This is a genomic window from Neorhizobium sp. SHOUNA12A, assembly GCF_023006505.1.
Taxonomy (GTDB): domain Bacteria; phylum Pseudomonadota; class Alphaproteobacteria; order Rhizobiales; family Rhizobiaceae; genus Neorhizobium.
On the sequence record NZ_JALBGV010000096.1, the window covers coordinates 1 to 19,816 of the forward strand.

Here is a 19,816-nt window from a genome sequence, read left to right on the forward strand (position 1 = left end):
CGGTCTGCCGCATCCGACCGGACGGCCTTGGCGCCGGTCTCGACGGCAAGAGCGTCGGCGGCATCCTTCGAACCGGCATAGGTGAATGTCACGTCGGCGCCATCGCCGGCGAAACGGCGGACGATTGCGGCCCCGATGCCGCGGCTGCCGCCCAGAACCAGCGCTTTCTTTCCATGGAAGTCAGTCATTGTCGTGTCTCCTTCAAAGAGGCTTGAGATTTAATGTAATGAACGCTACATAAATCGAGCGGTCAGTGCAGTCAAGGATTTTGTAATGAGTACTACAAAAAAGATCTCGTCGCGCGGTCGGCCCCGCGCTTTCGACAAGGAGGAGGCACTGGCAAAGGCCCAGGCGCTTTTCCATGCGAAGGGATACGATGCCTTGAGCGTCGCCGATCTCACCGAGGCGATCGGCATCAATCCGCCGAGCTTTTATGCCGCTTTCGGCAGCAAGGCGGAGCTCTACTCAGCCGCCTTGAAGCGTTACGAAGAGAGGGAAGGTCTGGATGTTCCAGGCGCCCTGGCAGCGGACAGACCGCTCGACGAAGGCGTGGCCGGACTGCTGAGGCAGGCTGCCGACAACTACGGCAGCGGAGACGCACCCGGCTGCATGGTGATCGAGGGAGCAAGAGGCACGGTTGATCCGCAGGCCTCCGGCGAGGCCCGGCGCATGCTGGACATGAGCCGCAAGGTCATCCACGCCGCAATCGCAGGCCGTGAACCGCAGCGTGCCGAACTCATCACCGATTACATCATGATGGCGATGTCCGGCCTCTCGGCGAGTGCCCGCAACGGCATGGCTACGGACCGCCTGCGCGCACTGGCCGCAATCGCCTCCAACCAGCTTTCCCATCATCTGAAGGAAATCGGACAATGAGCGCCTGGATCAAATTCGACCTCTCGTCCATCGCGCCGGAAGAGGGCGCCCCGGCATCGGACCGGCTAATCTGCGGCACCCCGACATTCCGGACCTGGAATTTCGAGGAAGCGGAGGGCGGGCTTTATGCCGGCGTCTGGGAGGCGACTCCCGGCAAATGGCGGATCGTTTATGAGGAGTGGGAATATTTCCACATCCTCTCCGGCCACTCGATCGTCACCGAGGAGGGCGGCGCGGCGGTCCAATTGAAGGCCGGCGACAGCATGATCCTCAGACCCGGGTTCAAGGGAACCTGGGAAGTCGTTGAAACGACTCGCAAGGATTACGTGATCAGGGTTTGATCAGGCTTCTTCACCCCGCTTAAAGGCCTTCGCGAATTCGCCCGACGAAATGAACGCCAGCGCCCGCCGCAATTCCTCCGACTTTTCCTTGCCGAATGCCTTGTCGAAACGGTCCTGGGCAATCTGCCAGCGGGCGGTGAAGTCGCGCTGAGTGGCTGCGCCTGTCTCCGTCAGGCGGACGCGTTTGGCGCGGCGGTCTTGGGGATCAGGCACCAGTTCCACTAGGCCATCGCGGATCAGCGGCTTCAACGTGTGGCCGAGCGCCGAGAGGTCCATGACCATCGCCTCCGCGAGATTTTTCAAGGTCGGCTGGTTGGATCCGGCGATCTGGGATATCAGGGAGAACTGCGTTCCCTTGAGGCCTGTATCGCCCATCGCATCCTCATAGAGCTGGCCAAGATGCCGTGAGGCGCGGCGCACTGCGGTATTGCTGCAATGAAGCCAGACGCCGTCTTCGTTCTGCGCTTGGCTGTCGTGTTTGCCTTTGTCCGTCATATCTCGTTCCGATCCTGCCGCGGGACAATGCCCGCTTTTGGCTGGCCCTTCCACTCCGATAAAAATTTACGGCCGCCCCTTGCGGGCTCTATTCCTCCTTTTCATATATAGTGGCATATGCCTGTAAATTCCAGATGCCGAAACGCCGGCCGCGACACCACTCGAAAAACCTCTGCCCGAAAAACCTCTGAAGGAAATCGACCATGACCAACAATTCAAAACTCGGAACCGCACTCGTGACCGGCGCATCGTCGGGCATCGGCGCGACCTATGCGGAAAAGCTCGCCAAGCGCGGCTATGATCTCGTCCTCGTCGCCCGCGACGCGGATCGCCTGAAGGCGCTTGCCGGCCGGTTGACGAGCGAACATGGCATCAAGGCGGACGTACTGCGCGCCGACCTCAGCCAGCGTACCGATGTGCTCGCCGTCGACAAGCGCCTGCGCGAGGACGGCTCGATCACGCTCTTCGTCAACAATGCCGGCATCGGCCCGAAGGGGCCGCTGCTGAAGGCCGATTCGGAATACCTTGACCAGATGGTCGACCTCAACGTCACCGCCGCCAATCGCCTCGCAATCGCAGCCGCGCAGGCTTTCGTTGCCCGGGGTGAGGGCGCCATCGTCAATATCGCCTCCGCCGTGGCGCTCGCCGCGGAGTTCTTCAGCGGCACTTATGCCGCCAGCAAGGCCTTCGTTCTGGCCCTGACGGAAGCCCTCGCGGCAGAGCTGAAGGACACCGGCGTCAAGATCCAGGCCGTTCTGCCCGGTTATACCCGCACCGAAATCTTCGATCGCGTCGGCGGCTCGATGGATAGTCTCGATCCGAATTCGGTCATGGAAGTAGGCGACCTTGTCGATGCGGCGCTTGTGGGTCTCGACCGCGGCGAACTCGTCACCATGCCGTCGCTTGCCGATACGCAGCTTTATGAGGCCTACACGACCGCCCGCGGCGGGTTGCGCCCCTATCTGTCGCTCAACAAGCCGGCAACCCGGTATGGGGTTGCCGCCCAGGCTTGATCAGAACAATCGACGGGCAGCCGCAGCAGGTGTCTGCAGTTGCTCATCGAAGGCACCTTCGCGCTTGGATACACCACGATCGCCATCTCGCTCACGGAGCCAGCAACTCTATCGCCACCGCCGGGGGCAGAAACGCCTCCCGCGGTCCATTTTTTGGCGTTTCACCAGCGGGTTATCACACCGAGTGGCGCCATCTTTTCATCAATTGAGATCAAGGCCATGTCTTCAATGATGGCTTGGGCCGCAAGAATCCGATCAAACGGATCCTGATGTATCCCTGGTAGCAGAACGCTCCTCACCATATGAGCGCTTGTAATGGGAAGGTCGGCAAAGCCGTTCTCCTGAACAACTTCGGAGAAGTTGGGCAAGACGCTGATTGCCGTAGGCAGTTTGCCCTTCTTATGTTTTGTGGCTATTTCCCAGGCGGACGCTACGCTAACATAGATATCGTTCTTTTCATCTATGATCAGTTCGCGGGCTGCGGATGAAAGATCAGGATGATCGTTGAGCCACCAAAGGAGCGCATGCGTGTCGAGCAGATATCTCATTCGCCAGTCAGTTCTCTGATTTCAGCCTCGCTCAAAGGTTCAAAGAACTCGGGGCCTACCACGAGCTTGCCTTTCAAGCGCCCTGGCTTTCTTTTAGCCGATACGGATCTGTGAGACGTTTTTTCTCGCGTTTCAAACAATGTTGTGAGAGCCGCGTCTACGTCCCCAGCTTCAAGAGCGCTTACCAGTTTTTCCATTTGTTCCTTGCTAGGAAAATTGGAAAGCTCGAAGAGCGACAACGTACCGGGGTGATTTTCCTTAGATTCATTGTCCAAAACCGGGGTCCTCAGAGTCAATTTTGAGCAGCCAATATACGCGTTATTTGCGACGTCGAAAACTCCCACTCACCAGGCCAGGTCCAGCCGCTCAAGCCCGTGGAAATGATAGACGTCCTTGACCACCGGCGTCCTCGTGATCCGCATGCCGGGCAGTCGCCGAAAGAGGATCGGCAGCACGGTATTGAGTTCCAGCCTTGCAAGCGGCGCGCCGATGCAGAAATGGATGCCGGCTCCGAAGGAGAGGTTTGCGGCTTCCTGCCGGTCGGACTTGAAAACCAGCGGATAGGAGAACTTCTTCGGATCGAGATTGGCGGCGGCGAGGATGAGGCTCACCTTGTCGCCGCGCTTGAAGGATAGTCCGTCGATTTCGACATCCTCGAGCGCCCAGCGCTGGAAGATGTGCACGGGTGCGCAAATGCGCAGCGTTTCCTCGACCGTTCGCTCGGTTGCCGCCTCGTCGCGGAAAAGGTCTGCCGGCGACAGGCCGCTCTCCAGGATCACCCGCACCGAATTGCCGATCTGGTGCACCGTCGCCTCGTGGCCGGCATTGAGCAGCACGATGGTGGTCGAGACAAGTTCGTCGTCGGTGAGATACTGGCCCTTGTGCTCCGTGTGGATCATGTGGGTGAGGAGATCTTCGCGCGGCTCCCGGCGGCGCTCAGAGATCAGGCCTTTGACGTAGTCGGAAAATTCCTTGGTCGCGCGGTCGGCAGCATGTTCGTCGTCCGCGCTCCGCTTGAACATGTACATGCCGACATAGGCGTGTGACCATTTGAGAAGCTGCGGTCCCATCGCGTCCGGGATGCCGATCATCCTTGCGATCATCGTGACCGGGATGATGTCGGCGAAGGCGGAGAGCAGCTCCGTCTCCCCTTGGCCCTCGAACCCGTCGATCAGCCTTTCGGCCAGTTCCGCGATCTCCGGCCGAAGCCTTTCGATATGCCGCGACACGAAGGCGCGGTTGACGAGCGTGCGAAGCCGGGTGTGCTCGGGCGGCTCGAGCTCCAGAAGCGAATACCGCTCGGTGAGATCGAAGTTTTCGAGATGCGGCAAGGGTTCGGGCAGGCCGAGTTCTTCGCGACTGGCGATATGCAGAATCTGCCGCCCGAACCGCCGGTCGCGCAACAGCCCGTTCACCTGGTCGTAGCCGGTGAAGAACCATTGCCGCTGTTCTTCCCAGTAGAAGGTCGGACAATGTTCGTGGAGGAGGGCGTAGACGCGGTTCGGGTCGCCGTAAAAGGCTGGGTTGCGGCCGTCCAGCGAGACGCGGCGGGTGTCGGGATCGATGCGCAGGAAATCGGGCAGGGCGGTCATCCGAAAGACCTAGCGGATTTCCCAGGCGCGGGAAAGGTTGAGTGATTGACGCAATTCAGGATTGCGATCATGTTTGGATGCAAGGGCCGCTGTCGAGCGGGGAGGGAAGTCTGTGTGCCTGTCATCGCGCGAATATAAGGTCATGCTGCATGCGAAGGAGTTTGCCGGCGATGAAGCTGCCCGCGATAGAGCGGTGGCGCTCTTCTGGGAGCGTCTGCGCGCGGAACTGCAAGGCGCCGACATCGATACGCAGGGCAGGCTTGATGTCCAGAAGGACAGCAAGCAACGTGACATCTTCTTTCTGGATACCGAGAAACGGGATCTCTACCACCGTTCCGACCTCGTTTTCCGCATGCGTCGCAAGCTCGATTCCAGCAAGGACTGGAAGGCGACGCTGAAGTTCCGCCACGGCGACCGCCTGCTTGCCGAAGCGCAGGATTTTGAACTGCGGAAGAAGAGCGACGAAGAGCCCAAGTTCGAGGAGGACGTGAAGGCGATGCCGCCTGCCGACACGCCCCGTTTCTGGGCGCTGTTCAGCCGTTCGGTGGAAGCGGAATTCAATCCGAAGCACATGCCCGTAACCGTCGGCGAGTGCCTTGGGCCTTACACGGATATTCGCAAAGCCCCGCTGCCGGCGCTCGACACACCGGTTCAGACCGTCGCCGACTTGCATGTCGTCGAACATGTCTACGAGGAAGGGTGGATCAGGCTTTCGAATGAGATCGACGCGGAATGCGCCCTGATCCTCTGGCGGGAGGAGGAAAAGCTTCGGACGCCGATCGCCGCCGAGTTCAGCTTCCGCTTTCCTCTCCAAGAAGGCCAGGCGGATATCAAGGTCGTGCGCAAGGCCTGGACGGTGATGAAGACGCTTCTCAAGTCGCCGCTGGTCGATCCGAAGGGGCCGACCAAGACGGCTCTGGCCTATGGCGACGCCGAAATCTGATCATTCCCCGACCGCTACGCCCTCGCGGCGCGGGTCGGCGCTGCCCACGAGACCGCTCTCGGTGATCTCGATCGCGTGCAGTCCGGAATTCATCTCGCCCGGTTTTACCTCGTAACCGAGCGCCTTCAACGGTTCGGCGAACTTTTCGGCCCCGGTGCCTGCCTCGATCTCGTAAGGCCCGAAACGATTGATGAAATGCGGCTGGGCGACGATCTGCTCCACCGGCATGCCCCAGTCGATATAGGCGATCAGCGCCTGGGCGACGTAACCGATGATCTGGCTGCCGCCCGGCGAACCGACCGCCAGCAGCGGTTTGCCGTCCTTCATCACGATCGTCGGCGCCATGGAGGAACGCGGCCGCTTGCCCGGCTCGACACGGTTGGCGACGGGCAGGCTGCCGTCATGGGTCTTGAAGGAGAAATCGGTGAGCTCGTTGTTGAGCAGGAAGCCGTTCGTCATCAGCCGCGAGCCGAACCCGCTTTCGATCGTCGTGGTCATCGACACGACGTTACCCTCTCTGTCGACGATGACGAGATGGCTGGTGGAGGGCAGCTCGATCGCGGCATCGCGGCCGAACAGCAGCGCATGGTCCCATTCCGGCTCGCCGGCCTTCACCTGGTCGGCGCTAAGAGCCTTGGTGCCGTCAAGCAGCGAGGCGCGCTTGCCGAGATAGTCCTTCTTCAGCAGGCCCTTGATCGGCAAGGGCTGGAAATCCGGATCGGCCAGATACCGTTCGCGGTCGGCAAAGGCGAGGCGCTGGGCATCGCCGATGATCCGCCAGCTTTCGGCGTTCTGGGCCCCGAGTGCCTTGATGTCGAAATTTTCGATCAGCCCGAGCATCTGCCCGATGGCGACCGCACCGGAGGAGGGGGGGGCCATGCCGCAGACGTCGAGCGCCCGGTAGGTGGCGCAGACCGGCTCGCGTTCCTTGACGCGGTAATTGGCGAGGTCGGCGAGCGACAGGACGCCGGGATTGACCGGGGCTTCGCGCACCGTCTTGACGATCGCCTCCGCGATCGGCCCTTTGTAGAAGGCATCGGCGCCGCCGGTCGCGATCGCCTTCAGCGTCTCGGCATAGGCTGGGTTCTTGAGCACCGTGCCGGCCTTCAGCGGCGCGCCTGACGCGTCGTAGAAGTAGCTGCGGGGACCGTCGTATTTCTTCAGCCGGTCGCCCTCGGCGGCGATCAGCGAAGCCATGCGGGGCGAGACCTGGAAACCGTCTGCGGCGAGCTTCTCCGCCCGTTCGAACAGGCTCGCCCAGTCGCTCTTGCCGTAGCGCTTATGGACTTCGGAAAGCAGGCGCACCGTGCCGGGCGTGCCGACCGATCGGCCGCCGACCACTGCGTCCATGAATTTCAGCGGCTGGCCCTGGGCATCGAGGAAGAGTTTCGGCGTAGCCTCCATCGGTGCCGTCTCGCGGCCGTCGAACGTGGTGAGCTTGTTGGCAGCTGCATCGAAATAGACGAGGAACGAGCCGCCGCCGAGGCCGGAACTCTGCGGCTCGACAAGGCCGAGCACGGTTTGGACCGCGATCAGGGCGTCGATCGCATTGCCACCCTTGGCGATCACGTCGCGCCCGGCTTCTGCCGCCAGCGGATTGGCGGCGGCGACCATGAAGTTCTTGGTCTCGACGCGCTTGGCCGAGGTGAATCCGGTCGCCCGCTCCGGCGCAACCGTATCGGACGCCTGCTGTGCAAACGTTACGTCGGCCGAAAGCATCAAGGCCGAAATAGCCGAAGAAAGAACGATGCTATTGAAAAGTCTTGTCCTGAAAAATCCAGCCCGCATGACGCACCCTCCGCGTTTTATCTCTGCGGACCAATGTGGGTTTCAGGATGGCGAGGGCAAGAGGATGTCAGCGCTTGCCGAGCGAAGCGAGGCGTTTCAGGGCTGCGACTTGCCGGCTCGCGCGCACATCCGTCGGGGCCTCGTCCTCGCCCTGCCGGTCGACGGCCGGAACGATCGAGGCGTCGGTGCCGGTATCGATCGCGGTGCGGTCGCGGCCGCTGTCCTTGGCTGCGTAAAGTGCCCGGTCCGCGGCGCTGAGCAGAAGATCGAGGTCGGCGGTTCCGGCGCCCGCAAGCGCGATGCCGGCGCTGACGGTGACAGTAATATTGTGCTCGCCGGCGACGATGGTTTGGCGTTTGAGCGTCAGGCGGATCGCCTCGGCGATGCTGGCGGCCTCGATCATGTCGCCGACGCGCAGGATGGAGGCGAATTCCTCGCCGCCCATGCGGCCGAAGAAACCGCGGCCGCGCATCGACGTCTGGCCGACTTGTGAAAAGGCGACCAGCACCGAATCGCCCGCCTGATGGCCGCAGCGGTCGTTGATCTGCTTGAAGTTGTCGAGGTCGAAATGCAGGAGCGCGATCAGCGGTTTCTCATCGTCCTCGAGTTTTCTCAGGGCATGGAACTGGTCGATCAGGCCGCGCCGGTTGAGAACCCCGGTCAAGGGGTCGGTGACGGCAAGCGTCTTGAGTTTCTCTTCCGAGCGCTCGGTCAGCAGTTTCGTGCCGGTCATGATGATGGCGATTAAACAGACTGCCGCCGGGAAGAGCAGCCAGGCGGAATGCGGCGACATGCCAACGGATTTCGCCTCACCGGCGATCACCAGAACCGCTACCACGCCGTTCGCGCAAAGTTGTACGGCAAGGAAGGCCGCAAGCACCCGCCGCGTCATCTTCGACGCGCCGTTGTTCCTGAGCAGGATATAGATCATGATCGCATGACCGACCATGGTCGCGACGTTGTGGAGAGCCACCCGGTTAGCGAAGTTCTCGCGCACCGGATAGAGGAACATTCCAGCCACCCACAGAAGCGCCGGGATGGCGATATAGGCTCCCACGGGCTTTCGGTCGAACTGCAGGAAACCGGCAATCCACAGGCCGACGCCGGAGAGCACCAGCGTATTGGCGATCTGGATGGAGATGAAATCGGGGATGTCGCCGCGCAATGCCACCAGGATGACGCCGATCCCGTGCAGCGCAAACCCGCCGCCCCAACTCAGGTAGAAGCGGTCCCGCTCGTAGTACCAGCGTGAGCACAGGAGGGCTGCAAGCGTCAGCGCCTCCGCCGCCCAGATCATCAGGCCCGTTAAAATGTCCACCCCAAACTCCAATGCTCGATGTCGAGCGCGCCCAACATGACACGCAGTCTTTAAGACGAAGTTGCACGGATTCTGGAAAACCCTGGGCTCAAACCCGGTTGCGGCGAGATTTCGAGACGAAATTCACGCCCGCTTTACCCTGATCGCGCAAAAACCTGTGCCATCGGGCGAAATGGGGCGCCCGCAGGCTGTCGCCCGGCAGGAATCGTAATAGCGGTCAGCCTCGCGCATCCCCGGGCAGTTAAGGATATCGGATGCTCCGTCTTGAAGTACCGGGCGTTGACACTCTATGTAGGGATGACCCATTCCATTTGATTCCGGAGCGCTTATCCGCTTTCGGCAAGTGCTTGACAAAGGACGGACATGAGAAATCCAGTTGATACCGCAATGGCCTTGGTGCCGATGGTCGTCGAACAGACCAATCGCGGTGAGCGCTCTTACGACATCTATTCGCGTCTTCTGAAAGAGCGCATCATCTTCCTGACGGGTCCCGTCGAAGACTATATGGCGTCGCTGATCTGCGCCCAGCTTCTCTTCCTCGAAGCGGAAAACCCGAAGAAGGAAATCGCCCTCTACATCAATTCGCCCGGCGGCGTCGTGACCGCCGGCATGGCGATCTATGACACGATGCAGTTCATCAAGCCGGCGGTTTCGACGCTCTGCATCGGCCAGGCCGCCTCCATGGGCTCGCTGCTCCTCTGCGCCGGCGAAAAGGGGATGCGCTTTGCAACCCCGAACTCGCGCATCATGGTGCACCAGCCCTCCGGCGGCTTCCAGGGCCAGGCGTCCGATATCGAGCGCCATGCCCGTGACATATTGAAGATGAAAAGACGTCTTAACGAGGTCTACGTGAAGCATACGGGCCGCACGTTGGAGGAAGTCGAAAAGACCCTCGACCGCGACCATTTCATGACGGCCGACGAAGCCCAGGATTGGGGCGTCATCGACAAGATCCTGACATCGCGTCAGGAAATGGAAGGTGGCTCCGGAGACTGAGTCTGATGGCGCGACCCGTGCACCTCACCCCGATGTGAGCAAAAAGGGGTTTCAAGTCGCACGGAAAGCGCTATTAGTACTTATTAATGCTGTGTTGAACTTTTATGACATAGCATTCGTTTCTTAGGGGTTTCGTTGCCGCTGATCCGGCATGATGTGCGCAGGATCGGTAGAGTACCCTTAAGGCAAGGCAGGCGCGCAAGGCCCGTCGGGCGCGCGCCGGCAAGCGGTAGAGTGGACCGCGCCCGTTTTGACGTGAGTGCGGAGTGCTGGAAGGAAAGTGATATGAGCAAAGTCAGCGGCAGCAACGGCGGCGACTCCAAGAATACCCTATATTGCTCTTTCTGCGGAAAGAGCCAGCACGAAGTCCGGAAGCTGATCGCCGGACCGACCGTATTCATCTGCGATGAATGCGTCGAACTGTGCATGGACATCATCCGCGAAGAGAACAAGACCTCGATGGTCAAGTCCCGCGACGGCGTGCCCACGCCTCAGGACATCATCAAGGTCCTCGACGAATATGTCATCGGCCAGAAGCAGGCCAAGCGTATCCTGTCGGTCGCGGTGCATAACCATTACAAGCGCCTCGCGCATGCCTCCAAGGGCGGCGATGTCGAGCTTGCGAAGTCGAACATCATGCTGGTCGGCCCGACCGGCTGCGGCAAGACCTATCTTGCCCAGACCCTCGCCCGCATCATCGACGTTCCCTTCACGATGGCGGACGCCACGACGCTGACCGAAGCCGGCTATGTCGGCGAGGACGTCGAAAACATCATCCTGAAGCTCCTGCAGTCTGCGGACTACAATGTCGAACGCGCCCAGCGCGGCATCGTCTATATCGATGAAGTCGACAAGATCTCCCGCAAGTCGGACAACCCGTCGATCACCCGCGATGTGTCGGGCGAGGGCGTGCAGCAGGCGCTTCTGAAGATCATGGAAGGCACGGTTGCCTCGGTACCGCCGCAGGGCGGCCGCAAGCACCCGCAGCAGGAATTCCTGCAGGTCGACACGACGAACATCCTGTTCATCTGCGGCGGCGCCTTCGCGGGTCTCGACAAGATCATCTCGGCTCGCGGCGAAAAGACCTCGATCGGCTTCGGTGCCTCCGTCAAGTCGGCGGATGACCGTCGCGTCGGCGAAGTGCTGCGCGAACTGGAGCCGGAAGATCTGGTGAAGTTCGGCCTCATTCCGGAATTCATCGGCCGTCTGCCGGTTCTGGCAACGCTCGAAGACCTCGACGAGGATGCGCTGATCCAGATCCTGTCGGAACCGAAGAACGCGCTGATCAAGCAGTACCAGCGCCTGTTCGAGATGGAAGACGTCGACCTGACCTTCCACGAGGATGCGCTGCGCGAGATTGCCAAGCGGGCGATCACCCGCAAGACCGGCGCCCGCGGCCTGCGCTCGATCATGGAGAAGATCCTTCTCGACACCATGTTCGAACTGCCGACGCTCGAAGGCGTGCGCGAAGTGGTCATCTCGGACGACGTCGTGCGTGGAAACGCCCGGCCGCTCTACATCTATGCCGACCGGCAGGATGAAAAGGCGAACGTTTCGGCTTGAAGTGGGCCGTTCCGTTCCTGAGCTTGAAGAGGCCCTATCGGGGCCTCTTTTTTATGTCGGCGAACAGCCTTGCTTTTTTTGATTTTTCCACCATTTTTGCCTCGCGAAGAATTGCACCATATTCGCCTTGCATTAGAGACTGTGCGGGAAGATCATCGACGCTCCGGTTGCTTCGTTTGGGTGTGATCTCAGGTTGGCAGGTCCGGTGGTCGCGTCCCGTGTCCTTTGGCGTTCCGCGTGGCGTTTATGTGTACACGCTTTGTAATGCCCCTGTCACATTCGTTAAGCGACGGCGGCCTGCAAGGCTTGAAATCAAATTTCTAAAACTCCACTTTGGGCGAGAGTGAAATGCCCGGGTGATTTGCCCCGGGACGTATCCCGGAAACGGGACGATGGAAAGGAAATGAAATGACGAATTCAACGTCTGCGACTGGTAGCGAAACCTATCCGGTGCTGCCGCTGCGCGACATTGTGGTCTTTCCGCATATGATCGTGCCTTTGTTCGTCGGACGGGAGAAGTCTATTCGCGCGCTCGAAGAGGTGATGGGTTCCGACAAGCAGATCATGCTGGTCACCCAGATCAATGCCGGCGACGACGATCCCGAACCCTCGGCAATCTACAAGGTCGGCACCGTCGCCAACGTGCTGCAGCTCCTGAAGCTGCCCGACGGCACCGTCAAGGTTCTGGTCGAAGGCCGTTCGCGCGCCAAGATCGACGGCTATACCGACCGTGAAGAATTCTACGAAGCGACGGCGAGCGTTCTTGCCGAACCCGACGAGGATGCGGTCGAGGTCGAAGCCCTGTCGCGTTCCGTGGTTTCCGAGTTCGAAAACTACGTGAAGCTCAACAAGAAAATCTCGCCGGAAGTGGTGGGCGCCGCAAGCCAGATCGAAGACTATTCGAAGCTGGCCGATACGGTTGCCTCGCATCTGTCGATCAAGATCACCGAAAAGCAGGAAATGCTGGAAACGGTTTCCGTCAAGCTGCGCCTCGAAAAGGCGCTCGGCTTCATGGAAGGCGAGATCTCCGTCCTGCAGGTGGAAAAGCGCATCCGCTCGCGTGTAAAACGCCAGATGGAGAAGACCCAGCGCGAATACTACCTCAACGAACAGATGAAGGCGATCCAGAAGGAGCTCGGCGATGGCGAAGAAGGCCGCGACGAGATGGCCGAACTGGAAGAGCGCATCGCCAAGACCAAGCTGTCCAAGGAAGCCAAGGAAAAGGCCGATGCCGAGCTGAAGAAGCTCAAGCAGATGAGCCCGATGTCGGCGGAAGCCACCGTCGTGCGCAACTATCTCGACTGGCTGCTCGGTATTCCGTGGGCCAAGAAATCGAAGGTCAAGGTCGACCTCAACAATGCCGAGAAGATCCTCGAAGCCGATCACTTCGGCCTCGACAAGGTCAAGGAGCGCATCATCGAATATCTCGCCGTGCAGGCCCGCGCCACCAAGCTCAAGGGTCCGATCCTGTGCCTCGTCGGGCCTCCGGGCGTCGGCAAGACCTCGCTCGCCCAGTCGATCGCCAAGGCGACCGGCCGCGAATACGTGCGCATGGCTCTCGGCGGCGTTCGTGACGAAGCCGAAATCCGCGGTCACCGCCGCACCTATATCGGCTCGATGCCCGGCAAGGTCATCCAGTCGATGAAGAAGGCAAAGAAGTCCAACCCGCTCTTCCTGCTCGACGAAATCGACAAGATGGGCATGGATTTCCGCGGCGACCCGTCTTCGGCCCTGCTCGAAGTGCTGGATCCGGCGCAGAACTCGACCTTCATGGACCATTACCTGGAAGTCGAATACGACCTGTCCGACGTGATGTTCATCACCACGGCGAACACGCTTAACATCCCGGCACCGCTGATGGACCGTATGGAAATCATCCGGATCGCCGGTTACACCGAGGATGAAAAGCGCGAGATCGCCAAGCGTCACCTTCTGCCGAAGGCGATCAAGGAACATGCCCTGCAGCCGAACGAATTCTCGATCACCGACGATGCCCTGATGGCGATCAGCCAGCAGTACACGCGGGAAGCCGGCGTTCGTAGCTATGAGCGTGAACTGATGAAACTCGCCCGCAAGGCGGTCACCGAGATCATCAAGGGCAAGACCAAGTCGGTTGCGATCACCGCGGCCAACATCTCCGACTACCTCGGCGTTCCGCGGTTCCGCCACGGCGAAGCCGAGGGCGAGGATCAGGTTGGCGTGGTCACCGGTCTCGCCTGGACGGAAGTCGGCGGCGAACTGCTGACGATCGAAGGCGTGATGATGCCGGGCAAGGGCCGCATGACGGTCACCGGCAACCTCAAGGAAGTGATGAAGGAATCGATCTCGGCGGCGGCTTCTTATGTCCGTTCGCGTGCAATCGATTTCGGCATCGAACCGCCGCGCTTCGACAAGTCGGACATCCACGTTCACGTGCCGGAAGGGGCAACCCCGAAGGACGGACCGTCGGCCGGCGTCGGCATGGCGACCGCAATCGTCTCGATCATGACCGGCATCCCGGTCCGCAAGGACGTGGCGATGACGGGTGAGATCACCCTTCGCGGCCGTGTGCTGCCGATCGGCGGCCTCAAGGAAAAGCTGCTTGCCGCCCTTCGCGGCAACATCAAGACCGTTCTGATCCCGGAAGAAAACGCCAAGGATCTGGCCGAGATTCCGGACAACGTGAAGAACAACATGGAGATCATTCCGGTTTCCCGCATGGGCGAGGTGATCCGTCACGCGCTCGTCCGTCAACCGGAAGCGATCGAATGGGATGGCACGGTGGAAACGCCGCTGATCACCACGGTCGAAGGTGTGGACGACGCAGGCGTAACCATAGCGCACTGATCGATAGTCTTTTGGTTATGCCAAATTGGCACCAGCAATGAAAAAAGCCGGCACAACGCCGGCTTTTTTTGTGAAAAATAACGCGCACCCCTTGTTTTTCAGGCGATTGCGGAGCTTTTGGGTTGCCACGGGCGGGCGCCTGACTATTGTCTGCCCCGATTACATGAGTCGTTCCAAAACCGTTTGAAAGGGGTGGAAACATGAATAAGAATGAGTTGGTATCCGCAGTGGCCGAGAAGGCCGGCCTCTCTAAGGCTGATGCCGCATCCGCTGTAGACGCCGTTTTTGAGACCGTACAGGCTGAACTGAAGAAGGGCGGCGATATCCGTCTTGCCGGTTTCGGCAGCTTCTCCGTTTCCCGTCGCGAAGCGTCCAAGGGTCGTAATCCGTCGACCGGCGCCGAAGTCGACATCCCGGCACGTAACGTGCCGAAGTTCTCGGCCGGTAAGGGCCTGAAGGACGCAGTCAACAGCTAACGCGCTGCCTTCGAGGCATCCTGTTACAGTCTCATATTTTGAAAAGGCCCGGGTTTTTCCCGGGCCTTTTTTACGAGTCGCAAATCGCTGCCAATCACAACGCTGGATGTGAAAACTGTCATCCGTTGTCACGGGGCTGCATGCTGCGTGACGGCAAGCTCGGCGTCCCTACCAGCGCTGATGCACGTGCGGAGCAACCAGCCGCGCGTAGATTTCCTTGATCGCGGTCATCACGTCGGCCGAAAGTGCGGCAAGCTCTGCCGCCGCAGCATTGCCCCTGGCCTGCGCCTCGTTGCGGGCGCCGGGAATGATGACGGTGACCGCCTCGTTCATCAGGATCCATTTCAGCGCGAAAGCCGCCATCGACGCTCCCTGTGGCACCAGCTTGCGGACTTCCTCGACCGCCTGGAGACCAACTTCGAACGGTACGCCGGCAAAAGTCTCGCCGACATCGAAGGCGTCGCCATGCCGGTTGAAATTGCGATGGTCGTCCTTGGCGAACGCCGTATCGCGGGTGATCTTGCCCGACAGCAGCCCGCTTGCGAGCGGCACGCGGACGATCACCGCGACGTTCTTCTGCTTGGCCTCCCTGAAGAACAGGTCGGCCGGGCGCTGGCGAAAGATGTTGTAGATGATCTGGATGCTGGTGACGTCCGGATATTCGATCGCCTTCAGCGCTTCCTCGACCTTCTCGACGCTGACGCCGTAATTCCTGATCTTGCCGGCACGGCGCAGATCGTCGAGCGCGCCAAAAACCTCCGGGCGATAGAGGACTTCGGTCGGTGGGCAGTGGAGCTGCACGAGGTCGAGGCTGTCGATTTCGAGATTCTTGAGGCTGCGGTCGATGAAGCCTTCGAGATTGGCCTTGGTATAGCCGTTGGCCACATGCGGGCTGAGACGACGGCCGGCCTTGGTGGCGACCATCGGCCGATTGCCGCCGCGCGATTTCAGGACGCCGGCAATGATTTTTTCCGAACGGCCATCGCCATAAACGTCGGCGGTGTCGACGAAGGTGACGCCGGCATCGAGCGCCGCTTCCAGCGCCTTGGCCCCGTCCGTTTCGCTGACGTCGCCCCAGGAGCCGCCGATCTGCCAGGCGCCGAAACCGATCTCGCTGACGGTGAAGGATGTGCGTCCGAACGCGTGGTTTCTCATGATGTCCTCCGAATAAGATTGGGCTATCCACAGGCTGCGGAACCCTGAGCTTCCTTCGTGCCCGGCATTTGCCTAAAACACCTGATCAGCTCCGGCAATCAAAACAAGCGATTCGATGACCTCCTTCCGATTCATTCACGCCGCCGACCTGCATCTCGGCAGTCCCTTCCAGGGGCTGGCGCTGAAGGATGCCGCGATCGCAGAATTGTTCATCGAGGCGAGCCGCAGGGCGTTTTCAGGCCTGGTCGACCAGGCGGTGGAGCGCCGGGTGGATTTCTTCATCGTCGCCGGCGACGTCTATGACGGTGACTGGAAGGACAACAAGATCGGCCTGTTCTTCAACCGCGAAGTGGCGCGGCTGGAACGCGCCGGTATCCCCGTCTTCCTGCTGAAGGGCAATCACGACGCCGAAAGCGTCATCACCAAGACGATTACCCTGCCGAAGAATGTCAGCGAGTTCCCGGTCAACAAGCCGGGCAGCTTCAAGCTGGACCACTTGAAGGTGGCGCTGCACGGCCAAGGCTTTGCCGAACGTTCGGCTGTCGAAAACCTGTCGCTCGCCTATCCGAGGCCGGAACAGGGCTGGTTCAACATCGGTGTGCTGCACACCTCGCTCACGGGCCGCGAGCCGCACGCGCCCTATGCCCCGTGCTCGGTCGAGGACCTGCGCTCGCGCGGTTACGACTACTGGGCGCTGGGCCATGTGCATGATTTCGAGATCGTCGCCGAAGACCCGCTGGTGGTCTTCCCCGGTAATCTCCAGGGGCGCTCGATCCGCGAGCAGGGGGCGAAAGGCGCGGTATTGGTGATCGTCGAGGATGGTCGTATCACCCATGAGCGGATCATCACCGACAGCGCCCGCTTTGCCGAACTCGTGGTCGCGGTCGAACCGGACGACAACATCCCGGCGATCCTGCGCCGCACCGAGGGTGCACTGGAAGATGTCGTCGAGCGGATGGAAGGCCGGCCGCTGGCGCTGCGCATCCGCCTGACGGGCAAAAGCCGCTTCCGCAACGAAGTCATGGCTCGCGCCGAGGACTTTCGCGATGAGGTGCAGGCGGCCTGCCACCGCTCCCACCAGGATATCTGGCTCGAAAAGCTGGAAGTGCGGCTGGAACCGGCAACCAACGGGGCGGGCGTCGCGACCGACATGCTCGGCCTCGAAGGCCTCATCCCGATGGGCGGCTTCGCCCCGGAACTGCTCGCCGATGCCAACGCCAAGATCGCCGAGATCACCGCCCGCCTGCCGGGCGGCATCGGCGCCGGTGATCTGGCGCTCGGCGACGACGCCGAAGCGCTGCTGGCCGAGGCCCGCGATCTCCTGCTCTCGCGTGCGGCGAGGACTGGCTGATCCATGCGTTTTAATCGCCTCGATATTCTGCGCTACGGCGCGCTGACCGACCGGACGCTGACCTTCCGCCCGGATGCCAGATTACATGTGATCTACGGACCGAACGAGGCCGGAAAATCCTCCGCCCTGTCGGCAATCTCCGACCTGCTGTTCGGTTTCCCGACGACCGCCGAATACAGTTTTTTGCATGATGCCACCGCGCTCCGCGTCGGTGCCGCGATCACCGCGCGCGATGGCCAGGCGCTCGAATTCCGCCGCCGCCGAGGCCGCAAGAACACGCTGCTCGCCGCCAATGAGACGGAAGAGGCCCTGGCCGAGGATGCCCTGGCGCCGTTCCTAGGCACCCTGTCCCGCGACGTGTTCGAACGCGCCTTCGGGCTCGATTCCGCATCGCTCAGGGCCGGCGGCGAGACGATGCTGAAAAGTGGCGGCGAGATCGGCAGCCTGCTGTTTTCCGCGGCCTCCGGCCTGACCGGACTTTCGGACCTGCGCAAGTCGTTGGATGCGGAAGCCGACGGCATCTATGCGCCGCGTCGCTCCAAGGATCGCTCGTTCTATCAGGCGCTCGACAGCCATGACGAAGCCCGCAAGGCCGAACGCGACAACGAGCTGAAATCCGGCGACTGGAAAAAGCTGCTCGCCGAACAGGCCGAGATCGAAACCGATCTCGCCGCCGTGCAGGCCGAGCGGCAGGAAACCAAGCGCGCCCTCGATCGCTTGCGGACACTGCTGCGGCTGGAACCGGTGCTGCGGGAGATCGACCGCGAGCGGGAACTGCTCACGCAATACGAAGCGCTGGCTGTGCTGCCGGCTGGCTTCGAGGAACGCCTGGCCGCGGCTCTGGAGACGGAGCACAAGAACGCCGAAGCGCTCAAGGCTGCGGAGGCAGAGGTATCGCGTTTGCGCGACGAGATCAGCGCCGTGCATGTCGATGAGGCGCTGATCGCCGCGGCGCCCAAGATCCTGGCCGCCCATGCGGATAAGGGCGCCTATCTCAAGGCGCGGGAAGATATCGCCCGGGTGCGCGGCGAGGTCGACGATTTCGACCAGCGTATCGTCCAGTCGGCCCGCCGGCTTGGTTTTGGCAAATTCGAAGAGCTTCAGCGCGCCCAGCCGGCCGATGCCGATCTCGTGCGCCTCCGCAAGCTTGTCGAGGAGGGCAATGAGCTCGACCGCAGCCTGAAACAGCTGCGCCAGCAGATCGAGGACGCGCAGGATGTCCTGCGGCGGCTCGGAGACCACGGGCCGGATGGCCGGTTGATCGACCCGAAACCGTGGGCTGAACAGCTCGCAGCGCTGCGTCCCGACGTCAGCGAACTCTCCAGCGTCGAAACGCTGCAGGTGCGCGTCGCCCGTGCCGAAAGCGATCTTGCCGCCGCGGCCGCGCGCCTCGATCCGCCGGTCAAGGACATCGCCCGTCTTCTTTCGGTGCCGCTGCCGGATATCGCGACGCTCACCCATCACCGCCGGTTGATCGATGCGGCCAAGGCGGAGAGCGCTCAGGCTGCCCAGAAGCTCGCCGGCCTCGGCGACGAAGCCAGGGCGATCGCCGGCCAGCTTGCAGCGCTGGAAGGGCAGGGGCGGATTGTCTCCCGCGAGGATATCGCGGCGGCAAGAGCCGGCCGCGACGAAAAGATCGAGGCGCTGGGGACAAAACCATCTGTCGAAAAACTGAGCGAACTGAAGATCGCCGTGGAGGACGCAGACCGGCTCGCCGACGCGGCGCTTGCCGATGCCGAGCGTGTGTCGCTCCACGCCCAGCTCACCCTGCGGCAGCGGGAACTGCAACAGGCGATCGGCGCTGCCGAGATCACTGCCAAGGAATGCGGCATTACCGCCGCCGACGTGGTCACCGAATTCGAAGACCTTTTCCATGCAGCACCCGTCGCATCGTCGACGCCGGAGCGGATGATCGAGTGGCGGCGTGCTGTCGATGGCCTTTCACTCCTGTCGGGTGCGCTGAACGATGCGCGCGACGAGCTGGAGGCGCTGCGTCTCAGGGAGGAAAAACTCAAGCCGGCGCTGCTGGGGCTGGCCGATGCGATCGGTCTGGCCGCAGCGGCACTTCCTCCTCCCGCTCTCGCCCGCGGGCTTGAACGCCGGATCGGTGAGCTCAACGAGCGCTGGACCGAAAGCCGGTCACTGGAAGGCAAGCGCCATTCCGCCGAAGAGGCTTTGGAAAAGCTGACTGACCGCGAGACCGGTTTGCGCCGCGATATCGAACGCTGGCGTTCCACGTTTTCGAACGCGGCAGTCCTGGCGGGTCTTTCCGAAGACGCGACGGTCGACATGGCGCTTGCGGCGCTGGATGTCTGGCGCACCATACCGGATCTGCTTTCAGAGCGGGAAAACCGCGACCGCCGGGTGCGCGGCATGGCCCGGGACATGGAGGATTTTGAAACGGAGGTGGGCAGGATTGCCGCCGAAGTATCGCCGGATCTTGCCTTGCTCCCAGCCGACGTCGCCGCCGGCATGCTCAACGACCGCGCCATGGGCGCCCGGACCGCGGCCAACCAGCAAGCCACCCTCTCCGCG

General features: G+C 61.5%; 18 protein-coding genes. 10 read left to right on the forward strand and 8 right to left on the reverse strand.

The genetic code is table 11. The features are described 5' to 3' along the window. Window positions 1–188: SDR family NAD(P)-dependent oxidoreductase (locus MOV63_RS27730; RefSeq protein WP_247038745.1), on the reverse strand; the 188-nt coding region annotated here is incomplete at its 3' end. Between the two features lie 85 nt (window positions 189–273). Here MOV63_RS27730 and MOV63_RS27735 point away from each other — a divergent pair. Together MOV63_RS27735 and MOV63_RS27740 are read left to right on the forward strand one after the other, a co-directional pair. Continuing rightward, entirely contained in the window at window positions 274–876 is a 603-nt protein-coding gene (locus MOV63_RS27735; RefSeq protein ID WP_247038747.1) for a TetR/AcrR family transcriptional regulator, read from the forward strand. Then, window positions 873–1,217 (forward strand): cupin domain-containing protein, encoded by a 345-nt coding sequence (locus tag MOV63_RS27740; protein WP_247038749.1) that lies wholly within the window; start codon window positions 873–875, stop codon window positions 1,215–1,217. The genes MOV63_RS27735 and MOV63_RS27740 overlap by 4 nt, the downstream gene beginning before the upstream one ends. Here the strand turns inward: MOV63_RS27740 and MOV63_RS27745 are convergent, their stop codons facing one another. After that, a complete protein-coding gene (locus MOV63_RS27745; protein WP_247038751.1) occupies window positions 1,218–1,712 on the reverse strand; it encodes a MarR family winged helix-turn-helix transcriptional regulator in 495 nt (164 codons plus the stop codon). 203 nt (window positions 1,713–1,915) lie between these two features. Here MOV63_RS27745 and MOV63_RS27750 point away from each other — a divergent pair, with 203 nt between their 5' ends. After that, window positions 1,916–2,725 carry an SDR family oxidoreductase gene (locus MOV63_RS27750; protein WP_247038753.1) on the forward strand — a complete coding sequence of 270 codons (810 nt, stop codon included), beginning with the start codon at window positions 1,916–1,918 and terminating at the stop codon, window positions 2,723–2,725. Window positions 2,726–2,886: 161 nt separating this feature from the next. Here MOV63_RS27750 and MOV63_RS27755 read toward each other — a convergent pair whose 3' ends face one another. From MOV63_RS27755 to MOV63_RS27765, 3 genes are all read right to left on the reverse strand, one after another. Beyond that, complete coding sequence (locus MOV63_RS27755) at window positions 2,887–3,273, reverse strand: type II toxin-antitoxin system VapC family toxin (protein WP_247038755.1); 387 nt, start codon at window positions 3,271–3,273, stop codon at window positions 2,887–2,889. Then, window positions 3,270–3,548 (reverse strand): hypothetical protein, encoded by a 279-nt coding sequence (locus MOV63_RS27760; RefSeq protein ID WP_038541929.1) that lies wholly within the window; start codon window positions 3,546–3,548, stop codon window positions 3,270–3,272. The genes MOV63_RS27755 and MOV63_RS27760 overlap by 4 nt, the downstream gene beginning before the upstream one ends. A gap of 69 nt (window positions 3,549–3,617) precedes the next feature. After that, the gene (locus tag MOV63_RS27765) at window positions 3,618–4,865 is read right to left on the reverse strand and encodes a cytochrome P450 (protein WP_247038757.1); all 1,248 of its coding nucleotides are present in this window, start codon (window positions 4,863–4,865) and stop codon (window positions 3,618–3,620) included. A 142-nt stretch (window positions 4,866–5,007) separates the two neighbouring features. Here MOV63_RS27765 and MOV63_RS27770 point away from each other — a divergent pair, with 142 nt between their 5' ends. Continuing rightward, window positions 5,008–5,808 (forward strand): hypothetical protein, encoded by an 801-nt coding sequence (locus tag MOV63_RS27770; RefSeq protein WP_247038759.1) that lies wholly within the window; start codon window positions 5,008–5,010, stop codon window positions 5,806–5,808. On the opposite strand, the gene ggt is transcribed toward MOV63_RS27770, so the two are convergent. Together ggt and MOV63_RS32895 are read right to left on the reverse strand one after the other, a co-directional pair. Next, window positions 5,809–7,527 (reverse strand): gamma-glutamyltransferase, encoded by a 1,719-nt coding sequence (ggt, locus tag MOV63_RS27775; protein WP_247038769.1) that lies wholly within the window; start codon window positions 7,525–7,527, stop codon window positions 5,809–5,811. Between the two features lie 136 nt (window positions 7,528–7,663). Then, the gene (locus tag MOV63_RS32895) at window positions 7,664–8,914 is read right to left on the reverse strand and encodes a GGDEF domain-containing protein (protein ID WP_247038761.1); all 1,251 of its coding nucleotides are present in this window, start codon (window positions 8,912–8,914) and stop codon (window positions 7,664–7,666) included. Between the two features lie 363 nt (window positions 8,915–9,277). On the opposite strand from MOV63_RS32895, the gene clpP reads away from it, so the two are divergent. The 4 genes from clpP to hupB all read left to right on the forward strand — a co-directional run bounded on the left by clpP (window position 9,278) and on the right by hupB (window position 14,775). After that, on the forward strand, window positions 9,278–9,910 hold the full coding sequence (gene clpP, locus MOV63_RS27785) for an ATP-dependent Clp endopeptidase proteolytic subunit ClpP (protein ID WP_007753416.1): 633 nt from the start codon (window positions 9,278–9,280) through the stop codon (window positions 9,908–9,910). A 285-nt stretch (window positions 9,911–10,195) separates the two neighbouring features. Next, on the forward strand, window positions 10,196–11,473 hold the full coding sequence (gene clpX / locus MOV63_RS27790; RefSeq protein WP_038541942.1) for an ATP-dependent Clp protease ATP-binding subunit ClpX: 1,278 nt from the start codon (window positions 10,196–10,198) through the stop codon (window positions 11,471–11,473). A gap of 408 nt (window positions 11,474–11,881) precedes the next feature. Beyond that, window positions 11,882–14,299, forward strand: a complete 2,418-nt coding sequence (gene lon / locus MOV63_RS27795; RefSeq protein WP_038541944.1) for an endopeptidase La — start codon at window positions 11,882–11,884, stop codon at window positions 14,297–14,299. 200 nt (window positions 14,300–14,499) lie between these two features. Next, entirely contained in the window at window positions 14,500–14,775 is a 276-nt protein-coding gene (gene hupB, locus MOV63_RS27800) for a DNA-binding protein HupB (protein WP_007753405.1), read from the forward strand. 168 nt (window positions 14,776–14,943) lie between these two features. Here hupB and MOV63_RS27805 read toward each other — a convergent pair whose 3' ends face one another. Further along, window positions 14,944–15,930 carry an aldo/keto reductase gene (locus MOV63_RS27805; RefSeq protein WP_247038763.1) on the reverse strand — a complete coding sequence of 329 codons (987 nt, stop codon included), beginning with the start codon at window positions 15,928–15,930 and terminating at the stop codon, window positions 14,944–14,946. A gap of 115 nt (window positions 15,931–16,045) precedes the next feature. On the opposite strand from MOV63_RS27805, the gene MOV63_RS27810 reads away from it, so the two are divergent. Together MOV63_RS27810 and MOV63_RS27815 are read left to right on the forward strand one after the other, a co-directional pair. Further along, window positions 16,046–17,281 carry a DNA repair exonuclease gene (locus MOV63_RS27810; protein ID WP_247038765.1) on the forward strand — a complete coding sequence of 412 codons (1,236 nt, stop codon included), beginning with the start codon at window positions 16,046–16,048 and terminating at the stop codon, window positions 17,279–17,281. Window positions 17,282–17,284: 3 nt separating this feature from the next. Further along, on the forward strand, window positions 17,285–19,816 hold a 2,532-nt coding region (locus MOV63_RS27815; protein ID WP_247038767.1), incomplete at its 3' end, for a YhaN family protein.

Excerpts from the sequence above, each read along its gene's own strand:
- MOV63_RS27735 (WP_247038747.1), top strand. The coding sequence starts at position 274 with ATGAGTACTACAAAAAAGATCTCGTCGCGCGGTCGGCCCCGCGCTTTC.
- MOV63_RS27740 (WP_247038749.1), top strand. The coding sequence starts at position 873 with ATGAGCGCCTGGATCAAATTCGACCTCTCGTCCATCGCGCCGGAAGAG.
- MOV63_RS27745 (WP_247038751.1), bottom strand. The coding sequence starts at position 1,712 with ATGACGGACAAAGGCAAACACGACAGCCAAGCGCAGAACGAAGACGGC.
- MOV63_RS27750 (WP_247038753.1), top strand. The coding sequence starts at position 1,916 with ATGACCAACAATTCAAAACTCGGAACCGCACTCGTGACCGGCGCATCG.
- MOV63_RS27755 (WP_247038755.1), bottom strand. The coding sequence starts at position 3,273 with ATGAGATATCTGCTCGACACGCATGCGCTCCTTTGGTGGCTCAACGAT.
- MOV63_RS27765 (WP_247038757.1), bottom strand. The coding sequence starts at position 4,865 with ATGACCGCCCTGCCCGATTTCCTGCGCATCGATCCCGACACCCGCCGC.
- MOV63_RS27770 (WP_247038759.1), top strand. The coding sequence starts at position 5,008 with ATGCTGCATGCGAAGGAGTTTGCCGGCGATGAAGCTGCCCGCGATAGA.
- ggt (WP_247038769.1), bottom strand. The coding sequence starts at position 7,527 with ATGCTTTCGGCCGACGTAACGTTTGCACAGCAGGCGTCCGATACGGTT.
- clpP (WP_007753416.1), top strand. The coding sequence starts at position 9,278 with ATGAGAAATCCAGTTGATACCGCAATGGCCTTGGTGCCGATGGTCGTC.
- clpX (WP_038541942.1), top strand. The coding sequence starts at position 10,196 with ATGAGCAAAGTCAGCGGCAGCAACGGCGGCGACTCCAAGAATACCCTA.
- lon (WP_038541944.1), top strand. The coding sequence starts at position 11,882 with ATGACGAATTCAACGTCTGCGACTGGTAGCGAAACCTATCCGGTGCTG.
- hupB (WP_007753405.1), top strand. The coding sequence starts at position 14,500 with ATGAATAAGAATGAGTTGGTATCCGCAGTGGCCGAGAAGGCCGGCCTC.
- MOV63_RS27805 (WP_247038763.1), bottom strand. The coding sequence starts at position 15,930 with ATGAGAAACCACGCGTTCGGACGCACATCCTTCACCGTCAGCGAGATC.
- MOV63_RS27810 (WP_247038765.1), top strand. The coding sequence starts at position 16,046 with ATGACCTCCTTCCGATTCATTCACGCCGCCGACCTGCATCTCGGCAGT.